We start from the raw sequence: 12210 nt of genomic DNA on the forward strand, positions 1-12210 counted from the left end.
GCTGCTGGCTGCTGGTGCTGCTACTCGGATCCCGAGATCGCTGAGCCGGGGCTCAGTGGGTCTCGGGGCGGAGGACCTTGGTCCGGAGGACCGACTCGTTCAGGTTCATCTGGCGGTCGAGCTCCTTGACGACCGCAGGCTCGGCCTGCAGGTCGATGACCGAGTAGATGCCCTCGGGCTTCTTCTTGATCTCGTACGCGAGACGGCGACGGCCCCAGGTGTCGATCTTCTCGACCTTTCCGCCGCCGTCACGGACGACAGAAAGGAAGTTCTCGATCAGCGGGGAGACAGCGCGCTCCTCGACATCGGGGTCGAGGATGACCATCACCTCGTAGTGACGCATGTGGAACCCACCTCCTTCGGACTCAGCGGCCACGGTCGTTCCGTGGCAGGAGGGTTGTGATGCGTACGCAATCGTGTGTGCCAGTAAAACAGCCGGCACTGACAACGGGGCCGGACCGGCGGATTCTCCGGGCCGTCCTCGGGTTGTCCCGTGCGCGGGCCGGGCAGACACAAGTGCAGACGGTACAGACTACCCGCACCCGGCTTCCGGTTGAAATCCGGGCACAGAACCCGGCAATCTGGACACCTCGGGTGTACACGGCGCTACGAAGCGCTGCCTCTCGCAGGAGGTGCCCCATGGCACAGACGATGCGACCGAACACCGCCGCGAACAACGGCCTCCTCGCCACGGACGGCAAGTCCCACCCGCTCCAGGACGCGCTGCTCGCGACGACCCTGGTGCTGGGCGTCCTCGCCTTCATCACCGGCCTCCTCTTCCACAGCCTGCATCTGGTGAGCTCCTGGGCCGGGCTGGTGGGCATCCTCACCGGCGCGTACGGCCAGTGGATCTCGGTGACCACGCGCGAACGCTTCGGCCTCATCCTCGGTCTCGGCGCCTCGGCGATCGGGTTCTTCCTCGGCATGGCCCACGGCGGCCTCTTCGGCGGCGTCATCAGCTGACACCGCACCGGGCCGGCCGGATCGCGGACGGCGTCCGCCGCACCCCGCGGGCGCCGTCCGCGCGCCGTGCGCCGCTGCCGCCCCGGGCGACAGGCCGGGGCGAAGGTGGTGTGCGGCCAGTCTGCGCGCTCCCCTGGCGCAGTAGGCTTCGGCGCGAGAGCCGGAGCCCCTGAACCCATGGGGACACGCCAGCCCGAGGAGCGCCCCGAATGAGCCTGACCCTGAGGACCATCAGTCGAGAGCAGCATCTGGCCTACATCCAGAGCCTGCCGGCGGCGAGTCACATGCAGGTCCCGGCCTGGGCCGACGTCAAGGCGGAGTGGCGCTCCGAGAGCCTCGGCTGGTTCGACGAGCGTACGGGGTACATGGTCGGCGCCGGGCTCGTGCTGTACCGCCAGCTGCCCAAGATCAAGCGCTACCTCGCCTATCTGCCCGAGGGCCCGGTCATCAACTGGTTCGCGCCCAACCTCGACGACTGGCTCCAGCCGATGCTGGCCCATCTGAAGCGGCAGGGCGCCTTCTCGGTCAAGATGGGCCCGCCGGTGATCATCCGGCGCTGGAACTCCGAGAGCATCAAGAAGGGCATCCAGGACGCGGACGTCAAGCGGCTGCGCGATCTGGAGGCCGACTTCATCGAGCCCCGCGCCTTCGAGGTCGCCGACAAGCTGCGCCGCATGGGCTGGCAGCAGGGCGAGGACGGCGGCGCCGGCTTCGGGGACGTCCAGCCCCGCTACGTCTTCCAGGTGCCGCTGGCCAACCGCTCCCTGGAAGAGGTCCACAAGAACTTCAACCAGCTGTGGCGCCGCAACATCAAGAAGGCCGAGAAGGCCGGCGTCGAGGTCGTCCAGGGCGGCTACCACGACCTGGAGGAGTGGCAGCGGCTGTACGAGATCACGGCCGTGCGCGACCACTTCCGGCCCCGGCCGCTGTCGTACTTCCAGCGCATGTGGTCCGCCCTCAACACCGAGGACCCCAACCGCATGCGGCTGTACTTCGCCCGGCACAACGGGGTGAACCTGGCCGCGGCGACGATGCTCATCGTCGGCGGGCACGTCTGGTACTCCTACGGCGCCTCGGACAACATCGGCCGTGAGGTCCGGCCCTCGAACGCGATGCAGTGGCGGATGCTGCGCGACGCCTACGCGCTCGGCGCCACGGTCTACGACCTGCGCGGCATCTCCGACTCGCTGGACGAGACCGACCACCTCTTCGGCCTGATCCAGTTCAAGGTCGGCACCGGCGGCCAGGCGGCCGAGTACCTCGGCGAGTGGGACTTCCCGCTGAACAAGCTGCTCCACAAGGCGCTCGACATCTACATGTCGCGACGCTGACCCCGCGCTCCGCTCCGACGGCGCCGGTGGTCCCCTCCACCTCTCTGCCCCACCTCACCACACCCCAGCCACGAGAAAGGCCCCAGGTCCGGCCATGGCGCTCACGCTCTACGTCGACACCGCGCGCTGGCGGGCGCATCACAAGCACGTGCAGGAGCAGTTCCCCGGACTGGTCCCGGTCTGCAAGGGCAACGGCTACGGCTTCGGGCACGAGCGCCTGGCCGAGGAGGCCACCCGGCTCGGCTCGGACATCCTCGCCGTCGGCACGACGTACGAGGCCGCCCGGATCAAGGACTGGTTCGGCGGCGACCTGCTGGTGCTGACGCCCTACCGGCGCGGCGAGGAGCCCGTGCCCCTGCCCGACCGGGTGATCCGCTCGGTGTCCTCCATCGACGGTGTCTACGGCCTCGTCGGAGCCCGCGTCGTCATCGAGGTGATGTCCTCGATGAAGCGGCACGGTGTCAGCGAGCAGGAGCTGCCGCAGCTGCACGCCGCCATCGAGAACGTCCGCCTGGAGGGCTTCGCCATCCATCTGCCGCTGGACCGCACGGACGGCTCGGACGCCGTCGAGGAGGTCATCGGCTGGATGGACCGGCTGCGCGCGGCCCGGCTTCCGCTGCACACCATGTTCGTCAGCCATCTGAAGGCCGACGAACTCGCCCGGCTCCAGCAGCAGTTCCCGCAGACCCGTTTCCGCGCCCGGATCGGCACCCGGCTGTGGCTGGGCGACCACGAGGCCACCCAGTACCGCGGCGCGGTCCTGGACGTGACGCGCGTGGCCAAGGGCGACCGCTTCGGCTACCGGCAGCAGAAGGTGGCCTCCGACGGCTTCCTGGTGGTCGTGGCGGGCGGCACGTCGCACGGCGTGGGTCTGGAGGCGCCCAAGGCGCTGCACGGCGTCATGCCGCGCGCCAAGGGCGTCGCACGGGCCGGCCTCGCCACGGTGAACCGGAACCTCTCGCCGTTCGTCTGGGGCGGCAAGCAGCGCTGGTTCGCCGAGCCGCCGCACATGCAGGTCTCGATCCTGTTCGTGCCCTCGGACGCGCCGGAACCGACGGTCGGCGACGAACTCGTCGCCCATCTGCGGCACACCACCACGCAGTTCGACCGGATCGTGGACCGCTGAGCCCGGTCGCCGTCACGCGTGGATGAGGCCCTGTCCGGTGGTCACCGGGCAGGGCCTCACGCATGGCGTACGGGGCGCCGTCAGCGCCGTTCGCTCAGAGCGAACGCCCTCCGGGGTGCTCCGGCTCTTCGCGGTGCTCCACGGGACCACCGGCCCACGCGGCCTCGGCCTCGGCGTCCTCGTAGGAGGCCATGTGCCGGGCCGGGCGGGCCGCGGCTCCCAGCACGAAGACGTCCTCGGCCCCGTCGAGCACCCCGCCCGAGGGATCGTCGTCCCCGGACCGGCGCACCACGTCGCGGTCCGGCACGAGGATGTCGCGCACGACGACCGCGCACAGGTACAGCGTCCCCGCCAGGTGGAGGGCGATCGCCCAGTGGTAGCCGTCGGTCGGCAGTCCCTTGTGGGCGTCTCCGCTGGTCGTGTACGCGAGGTACAGCCAGATCCCGAGGAAGTACGCCACCTCGCACGCCTGCCAGATCAGGAAGTCGCGCCATTTCGGGCGGGCGAGCACGGCCAGCGGGATCAGCCACAGGACGTACTGCGGTGAGTAGACCTTGTTGGTGAGGATGAAGACCGCCACGATCAGGAACGCGAGCTGGGCGAACCGTGGCCGGCGCGGGGCCATGAGCGCGAGGGCCGCGATGCCGAGGGAGCACACCACCACCAGCAGCGTGGCCACGGTGTTCACGAAGTCGGTGCTGGGCGGGTCGGTCGAGTTCTGGGCCCAGATCAGCCAGAAGGATCCGAAGTCGACGCCCCGGTCGTGGCTGAACCGGTAGAACTGCCACCAGCCGTCACCGGCGAAGGCCATCACCGGCAGGTTGACGACCAGCCAGGCGACGACCGCGCCCGTGAGCGCCTTGCCGAACTCGCTCCACCGGCCGGCCCGCCAGCACAGGACGAGCAGCGGACCGAGCAGCAGCGCGGGATAGAGCTTGGCGGCCGTGGCGAGCCCGAGCAGGACACCGAAGGCGACGGGACGCTCGCGCGCCCACATCAGCATCGCCGCGGCCGTCAGGGCGACCGCCAGCAGGTCCCAGTTGATCGTGGCGGTCAGGGCCAGGGCCGGCGCCAGGGCGACCAGCAGACCGTCCCACGGGCGCCGGGCGTGCGTCCGGGTCACACAGACCGCAATGACGGCCGCGCACGCCATGAGCATCCCGGCGTTGACCATCCAGTACCAGCGCTCCTGGTGCTGGATGCTGCCGCTGTGCGGGGTCAGCCAGGAGGCCACCTCCATGAACACACCGGTCAGTACCGGGTACTCGAGGTAGGGCATGTCCCCGGTGAGCTTGTCGAAGTACGGCACAAGGCCGTCGGCGAATCCGCGTCCCTGGTAGAGGTGCGGGATGTCCGAGTAGCAGGCCTTCGTGTACTGCGAACTCGCGCCGAAGAACCAGGCGCTGTGGTAGCACGGCGCCTTCTGGACCAGGCCGAGGGCGAACATGCCGATCGCGACCAGGGCGATCACCCGCACCGGGGTCCACCAGGACGTCCCGAGCAGCGCGTACCGCCCGACAGGACCGCCGATCAGCTCACTGCCGGCCGCGGCGACCTCGTCCTCCTCGGTCGGCCGGACCGGGCCGGGCTCGTGCACGCTCGCTTGCGTCGATTCAGCACTGGGCATGCCGCACATCCTGCCGTACGCGTCGGTGAAAACGCCGTGGGCCGCCGCACCCGGTGGATGCGGCGGCCCGTGTTTCACGTGAAACGGTCCGGCGGGGCGACGCCCCGGCTCATGGCCGACGGCGGCGACGAGGCGGCTCCAGCCGCTGTGTCACCGTCTCTACGGCCACCACGACGACTTCGTGGGCGAAGGTGAGGTGCCGGTGCCTCCGTTCGCATCGCCCCCGCCGCCGGGTCCACCGGCGTCGCCGCCGTCACCTCCATCGCCACCGTTGCCGCCGTTGGCGCCATTGCTGCCATTGCCGCCGTTGTTGCCGTTCTGCCCACCGATGTCGTCGCAGCCCCAGAAGTTGCAGTGCGTCTGCGTGGGCGACGGCGGAGGCGGCGGCGCGACCGGGCTGTTCTCCGGCTTGCTGGGAGTGGTCGACGGGGAGGGGCTGTTCTCCTCGGTCTGGGTGGCCGTGGGAGTGGGCGTCGGGCTGGGCGCGGCGTTGACGATCTCACCGATGGGCTCGGGCGTCGGGAACTTCTCCGCGGTCTGGCCCTTGAGCGCTTCCATCATGTAGTCGTGCCAGATCTCGGACGGGAACGAGGAGCCATGGATCTTGTCCTGGCCACCGGTGTGGTACATCTCCAGGAACGTGCGCGACTTGTTCTTCTCGTTGTCGTCCAGCCGGAACATGCTGATCGCGGTGGACAGCTGCGGGGTGTAGCCGACGAACCAGGCCGACTTGTTGCCGTCGGTGGTACCGGTCTTGCCCGCCACTTCCCGTCCGGGCAGCTGGGCGTTGGTACCGGTGCCCTTCTCGACCACGGTCTTCAGGACGTCGGTGACATTGTCGGCGACGTTGGCCTCGAAGGCCTGCTTGGTCGCGCTCTTGTGCTCGAAGACCGGCCCGTCCTGGTTCTCGATCCTCACGACGGAGAACGGTTCGTTCTGCTTCCCGCTGGTGGCGAACGTCGCGTAGGCGCCCGCCATGCGGATCGCGCTCGGGTCGGAGATACCGATGGAGAACGACGGGAAGGTGGTGCCGGTCAGGCTGTCCTTCTTCAGGCCCGCGTCCAGCGCGGCCTTCTCGACCTTGTCCAGGCCGACGTCCATGCCGAGCTGCACGAAGGCGGTGTTGACCGACTGCCGCATCGCCTCACGCAGATCGATCATGTAGTTGGGCGCGGTACCGACCGACTCGTTGTCGTCGTTCGTCTGGAGCCACTCCTCGCCCTTCTCGTTCTTCCAGACGGTCCCGTCGTACTTCTTGATCTTGAGCTTGTTCTTGCCGCTGAAGCGGCTCTTGGGGGAGACAAGGGTGCGTTCGTCGCCCCCCTGGTTCTCGCCCCCGTCCGGATCACGGACACCGTCACGCATGGCCGCCGCCAGCACGAACGGCTTGAACGTCGAACCGACCTGCGCACCGGTGGCGTCCGCGTTGTCGGTGAAGTGCTTGGTCCAGTCCTCACCGCCGTAGATCGCCTTGATGGCACCCGTCTTCGAGTCCACCGAGGCGCCGCCGAACTGCACGTGCGTGTCGTACTTCGGACGCTTCTTGGGGTCGATGTTGTTCTTCCGGACCTTCTCCACCGCGGCCTTCAGCTTGTCGACCTTGTCCTTCTCGAAGGTCGTGTGGATCTGGTAGCCGCCCTGCTGGAGCTTGTCCGCGGTGATGCCGGTGTTGTTGATCACGTAGGCCTTGGCGAGGTCGACCAGATAGCCGACCTGGCCGCTCAGCCGGGTGTTCGACCGGGGGCTCTGCCACTTGGGCAGCGACCGGTACTTGTCCCGCTCCGCGGAGCTCAGATGCCCGTACTCGACCATCTTGTTGAGCGTGTCCTGCATCTGGTTCATGACGCGCTTGGTGTTGGCCTGGGGCGTCGCCGACGGGTCGATGGACGTCGCCCCGGCCGGGTCGTAGTACGTGGCGCCCTTGAGCACCGCCGCCAGGAAGGCGCACTCGCCGGCGTCCAGGTTCTTGGCGTCCTTGTTGAAGTAGGCCCGGGACGCCGCCTGGAGCCCGTAGGCCCCGCGACCGTAGTAGGAGGAGTTGAGGTACCCCGCCATGATCTGGTCCTTGGGCACCTTGGTCCCGACCTTGATCGACACGAAGATCTCCTTGAACTTGCGGGAGATCGTCTGCGACTGGTCGTTCAGCATCGCGTTCTTGACGTACTGCTGGGTGATGGTGGACCCACCCTGGGTCTGCTGCCCCCGGGCCATGTTGAGCAGCGCGCGCGTGATGCCCTTGGGGTCGATGCCGCTGTCGGTCTCGAAGGTCTTGTTCTCCTGCGAGATGACCGCGTTGCGCATGTTCTTGGGGATGTCCGAGTTGCTCAGGATCTGGCGGTTGATCTCGCCGCCCGTCCGGACCATCTCGCTGCCGTCGGCCCAGTAGTACACGTTGTTCTGGGCGGTCGCGGTCTCCTGGATGTTCGGGACGCTCACCATCGCGTACCCGATGCCGGCCACCGCCACCAGGCTGCCGACGAAGCCGATGAACAGCCCGGTGACCAGCTTCCAGGACGGCATCCAGCGCCGCCAGCCGTACTTGCCCACGCGCGGGTAGTCGATGAACCGCTTCTTGGCGGGCGGAGCCGTCCGGCCCTGGCCGCGTCCGGGGCCGGTGGGGCCGCCGGGCCCGCCTCCGCGCCGCCGGCCGCCGCGCTGCGCCGCCCGGCGGGCCTCGGCCCGGCCGCCGTAGGGGCGCCCCTCCTGTGCCGCGCCGTACGAGCCCGACCCGTGGGACGTGGACCCGGAGGTGGACCCATCGGAGTCGGCTGAAGATCCGTTGGCGCCTCGCGGTGCCGCGCGGCGGCCGGAGGACGAGCCGGACTGGCCGCGTCGGGCCGCGGCACGTCCGCCTCCCTGCGGCTGCGGCGGTTTGCGACGGTGCTCGCTCATCGAACGATTACTCCTCGGGCAGGCGCACCCGTGCGCGCCTGGAAACAGCGGCTGGTTTCCGGTCCCCCCGAACGTACGGATGTGGCCGGTCGCGCCTCCACCCGTACTGCACCAGGGACAAGGACGTCCCCATGCGTCGCTAGGTTCCCGGTGTCGTGCATGGCGGACAGACTACGCACCGCCAAAACCCACCGGGTCCCGAAGTTCACCCCAAATCAGGCAACTTGGCTGCAACGAAACAGTGATGTGATCCCGTTCACCCTGTCCCCCCTTGTCGCACACGCGGGGTCGTTCTATCGTCTGGATGTATCGAGTCGATACATCAGCGCGACATAAAGACCGTCACGGCACCCGGTACGGCATGAGCCGGCACCGGGTCGCGGCAGAGAGGAGGCGACGATGGGCCGGCGTTCCGGAATCCTTGAGTTCGCCGTACTCGGCCTGCTCCGCGAGTCCCCGATGCACGGCTATGAGCTGCGCAAACGGCTCAATACGTCGCTGGGTGTGTTCCGTGCGTTCAGTTACGGGACGCTGTATCCCTGCCTCAAGACGCTGGTCGCCAACGGCTGGTTGACCGAGGAACCGGGGAACACCACCGAGGACGCCCTCGCCGCCCCGCTCGCCGGGCGCCGCGCGAAGATCGTCTACCGGCTGACGGCAGAAGGTAAGGAGCACTTCGAGGAGCTGCTCTCCCAGACCGGCCCCGACGCGTACGACGACGAGCACTTCGCCGCGCGCTTCGCCTTCTTCGGGCAGACCTCGCGCGATGTGCGCATGCGCGTGCTCGAGGGCCGCCGCAGCCGGCTGGAGGAGCGTCTGGAGAAGATGCGCGCCTCCCTCGCGCGCACCAGGGAGCGCCTCGACGACTACACCCTTGAGCTCCAGCGCCACGGGATGGAGTCCGTGGAGCGCGAAGTGCGCTGGCTGAACGAGCTCATCGAGAGTGAGCGGGCCGGGCGGGACCTCAAGGGTTCCGCCGACGGGGGGACCGCTCAGCAGGACACCACCAATGGAGCGACGGGCGGCCTGCCCCGGACCGGGGACCCTTCCCGGCCGGATACGCCCGGCGACACCGCCACGTGAGGTCCCGTCGGGGCTTCACCAGTACACACAGGGAGCAACCGGAATGGGTTCGGTTCGCGTAGCCATCGTCGGTGTGGGCAACTGCGCCGCATCGCTGGTGCAGGGCGTCGAGTACTACAAGGACGCCGACCCGGCGGCCAAGGTCCCGGGCCTCATGCACGTGCAGTTCGGCGACTACCACGTGCGTGACGTCGAGTTCGTGGCCGCCTTCGACGTAGACGCGAAGAAGGTCGGTCTGGACCTCTCGGACGCCATCGGCGCCTCCGAGAACAACACCATCAAGATCTGCGACGTGCCCTCCGCCGGTGTGACGGTGCAGCGCGGCCACACCCTCGACGGCCTCGGCAAGTACTACCGCCAGACCATCGAGGAGTCCGCCGAGGCTCCGGTCGACGTGGTCCAGGTCCTCAAGGACAAGCAGGTCGACGTCCTCGTCTGCTACCTGCCGGTCGGCTCCGAGGACGCGGCGAAGTTCTACGCCCAGTGCGCCATCGACGCCAAGGTCGCCTTCGTCAACGCCCTCCCGGTCTTCATCGCCGGTACCAAGGAGTGGGCGGACAAGTTCACCGAGGCGGGCGTCCCGATCGTCGGTGACGACATCAAGTCGCAGGTCGGCGCCACCATCACGCACCGCGTCATGGCGAAGCTGTTCGAGGACCGGGGCGTCATCCTGGACCGCACGATGCAGCTGAACGTCGGCGGCAACATGGACTTCAAGAACATGCTCGAGCGCGAGCGCCTGGAGTCCAAGAAGATCTCCAAGACGCAGGCCGTCACCTCGCAGATCCCCGACCGGGACCTCGGCGAGAAGAACGTCCACATCGGCCCGTCCGACTACGTGGCCTGGCTGGACGACCGCAAGTGGGCCTACGTCCGCCTCGAGGGCCGCGCCTTCGGTGACGTCCCGCTGAACCTGGAGTACAAGCTCGAGGTCTGGGACTCCCCGAACTCCGCGGGTGTCATCATCGACGCCCTGCGCGCCGCGAAGATCGCCAAGGACCGCGGCGTCGGCGGCCCGATCCTGTCGGCGTCCTCGTACTTCATGAAGTCCCCGCCGGTCCAGTACTTCGACGACGAGGCCCGCGAGAACGTCGAGAAGTTCATCCGCGGCGACGTCGAGCGCTGACGTCACGCTGAACGCTCCTGCCAGGGCTGAGAGGGTCCCCGAGGCGATCGCCCCGGGGACCCTCCCGTCTGTGCCCCGGGGACCCTCGCGTATGTGAGGCTGTGCCCCATGGCCGTCGTCCGTGACCTGCGCGTCCTGCTGCGCCAGCAGGGCTTCCGACGGCTGCTCGCCATACGGCTGCTCTCCCAGGGCGCCGACGGCGTCTATCAGGTCGCGCTCGCCGCCCACGTCGTCTTCTCCCCCGAGCACCAGGCCTCGGCCGCCGCCGTCGCCTCGGCGATGGCGGTGCTGCTGCTGCCCTATTCCCTGGTCGGCCCGTTCGCCGGTGTGCTGCTGGACCGCTGGCGGCGCCGCCAGGTCTTCCTCTACGGCAATCTCGCCCGCGCGGTGCTGGCCGCCGCCACCGCCGTGCTGATGGCGGCGGGCGCCGCCGACTGGCTGTTCTACGCCTCCGCCCTGTGCGTCACCGCCGTCAACCGCTTCGTCCTGTCGGGCCTGTCCGCCGCGCTGCCGCGGGTGGTGGACGCCGAGCGGCTGGTCGTCGCCAACTCCCTGTCGCCGACCGCGGGCTCCCTCGCGGCCTTCGGGGGCGGCGGCCTCGCCTTCGCCCTGCGCCTGGCCGGGGCCGACTCGGACGCCGCCGTGGTGCTGCTGGGCGCCGTCCTCTATCTGTGCGCCGCCCTCACGTCCCTGCTGATGGCCCGCGACCTCCTCGGCCCCGACCGCGACCCGGCGCCGCCCCGGCTGGGCGCCGCGCTGACCGGCACCGCGCGGGGCCTGCTGGCCGGTGTACGGCACCTCGCCGCGCCGCCGCGCCGGGCGGCGGCGCGGGCTCTGGGCGCGATGGCGCTGATGCGGTTCTGCTACGGCGCGCTGACGGTCATGGTGCTGATGCTGTGCCGCTACGGCCTGTCCGCGCACGCGGACGAGGGGCTGCGCCTGCTCGGTCTCGCGCTGGGCGCGTCCGGGGCCGGGTTCTTCGCCGCAGCGCTGGTCACTCCCTGGGCCGCCGGCTGGCTGGGCCCCCTGCGCTGGATCGCGGTGTGCGCCGGTTCCGCCGCGGTGCTGGAACCCGCTCTCGGGCTGCCGTTCGCCACGGGTCCGCTGCTGGTCGCGGCCTTCGTGCTCGGGCTCGTCACCCAGGGAGCGAAGATCGCCACGGACACGGTCGTGCAGTCCGGTGTCGAGGACGGCTTCCGCGGCCGGATCTTTTCCGTTTACGACGTGCTGTTCAATGTCGCCTTCGTCGGCGCGGCGGCCGTCGCGGCGCTGATGCTGCCTCCGGACGGCCGATCGACGGTCCTGGTCATCACGATTGCCGTGATCTACGGAGGGGTTGCGGCGGCTATGGCCCGGTTTGAACACCGCTGACTGTCACATCAAAGACACAGAGTCTCCTGGGAAGTACAGGGATGTCAGTGGGGGCCTGTAGCTTACGTGCGTCTTATTTCGACGCCGTGTTCGCGTCATCGTGCCTATGTTCTAGGGGGATCCCCAAGTGACCACTCCGCCGCCGCCCCAGGGCCAGAACCCGTACGCCCAGGCCCCCACCGCTCCCATGGGGCAGCAGCCCGGTCAGCCGGGAGTCCCGCAGCAGCCCTACCCGCCGCAGCAGCCGTACGCCCCCTTCCCCCAGCAGCAGGGCGCGCCGGTGCCGCCGCCCGCACCGGCCGGCAAGCGTCTGGGCAAGAAGGCCATCCGCATCATCGGTGTGATCGTGGTCGCCGTCATCATCGCTCTCCTGAAGTTCGGCGCGGGCTGGTTCCTGACCCGCGACGACGCGGAGACGACCTCGGTGGGCTCGTGCATGCACAACGACGGAACGATGACCAAGGCCGACCTCAAGGAGGTCGACTGCTCGTCCGCCAACGCCCAGTACAAGGTGGTCGAGAAGTTCGACGGCTCCACCGACACGGATAAGTGCAAGACCGTCACCGACGCGACGATCTCCTACGTCCAGTACGGCGGCGGCCACGATGTGGTGCTCTGCCTGAAGGAAGCCAAGTAACGCCTGACTCGGCAGCATGACGAAGGGGCGGTGTTTCACGTGAAACACCGCCCC

General features: G+C 69.0%; 10 protein-coding genes. 7 read left to right on the forward strand and 3 right to left on the reverse strand.

Going from position 1 to position 12210, the window contains the following annotated elements; translation table 11 throughout:
• Positions 1-52 precede the first annotated feature (52 nt).
• Positions 53-343 (reverse strand): 30S ribosomal protein S6, encoded by a 291-nt coding sequence (gene rpsF / locus ACWDYF_RS08070; RefSeq protein ID WP_018566239.1) that lies wholly within the window; start codon positions 341-343, stop codon positions 53-55.
• A 296-nt stretch (positions 344-639) separates the two neighbouring features.
• Between rpsF and ACWDYF_RS08075 the strand changes: the two genes are divergently transcribed.
• The 3 genes from ACWDYF_RS08075 (at position 640) to ACWDYF_RS08085 (ending at position 3420) form a co-directional block, all read left to right on the forward strand.
• Positions 640-963 (forward strand): hypothetical protein, encoded by a 324-nt coding sequence (locus tag ACWDYF_RS08075; protein WP_018566238.1) that lies wholly within the window; start codon positions 640-642, stop codon positions 961-963.
• A 209-nt stretch (positions 964-1172) separates the two neighbouring features.
• Positions 1173-2294, forward strand: a complete 1122-nt coding sequence (gene femX / locus ACWDYF_RS08080; RefSeq protein ID WP_064534046.1) for a peptidoglycan bridge formation glycyltransferase FemX — start codon at positions 1173-1175, stop codon at positions 2292-2294.
• A gap of 94 nt (positions 2295-2388) precedes the next feature.
• Positions 2389-3420, forward strand: a complete 1032-nt coding sequence (locus ACWDYF_RS08085) for an alanine racemase (protein ID WP_018566236.1) — start codon at positions 2389-2391, stop codon at positions 3418-3420.
• 94 nt (positions 3421-3514) lie between these two features.
• Here the strand turns inward: ACWDYF_RS08085 and ACWDYF_RS08090 are convergent, their stop codons facing one another.
• Together ACWDYF_RS08090 and ACWDYF_RS08095 are read right to left on the reverse strand one after the other, a co-directional pair.
• The gene (locus ACWDYF_RS08090; RefSeq protein WP_389462764.1) at positions 3515-5047 is read right to left on the reverse strand and encodes a glycosyltransferase family 87 protein; all 1533 of its coding nucleotides are present in this window, start codon (positions 5045-5047) and stop codon (positions 3515-3517) included.
• Between the two features lie 159 nt (positions 5048-5206).
• Positions 5207-7939 (reverse strand): transglycosylase domain-containing protein, encoded by a 2733-nt coding sequence (locus tag ACWDYF_RS08095; RefSeq protein ID WP_389462763.1) that lies wholly within the window; start codon positions 7937-7939, stop codon positions 5207-5209.
• A gap of 399 nt (positions 7940-8338) precedes the next feature.
• Here ACWDYF_RS08095 and ACWDYF_RS08100 point away from each other — a divergent pair, with 399 nt between their 5' ends.
• The 4 genes from ACWDYF_RS08100 (at position 8339) to ACWDYF_RS08115 (ending at position 12156) form a co-directional block, all read left to right on the forward strand.
• Positions 8339-9022, forward strand: a complete 684-nt coding sequence (locus tag ACWDYF_RS08100) for a PadR family transcriptional regulator (protein WP_018566233.1) — start codon at positions 8339-8341, stop codon at positions 9020-9022.
• 43 nt (positions 9023-9065) lie between these two features.
• Entirely contained in the window at positions 9066-10148 is a 1083-nt protein-coding gene (locus ACWDYF_RS08105) for an inositol-3-phosphate synthase (RefSeq protein ID WP_381738894.1), read from the forward strand.
• 108 nt (positions 10149-10256) lie between these two features.
• Entirely contained in the window at positions 10257-11519 is a 1263-nt protein-coding gene (locus tag ACWDYF_RS08110) for an MFS transporter (protein ID WP_389462762.1), read from the forward strand.
• Between the two features lie 127 nt (positions 11520-11646).
• Complete coding sequence (locus tag ACWDYF_RS08115; RefSeq protein ID WP_381738890.1) at positions 11647-12156, forward strand: LppU/SCO3897 family protein; 510 nt, start codon at positions 11647-11649, stop codon at positions 12154-12156.
• Positions 12157-12210 lie beyond the last annotated feature (54 nt).

This window comes from Streptomyces sp. NPDC003284 (assembly GCF_053589675.1).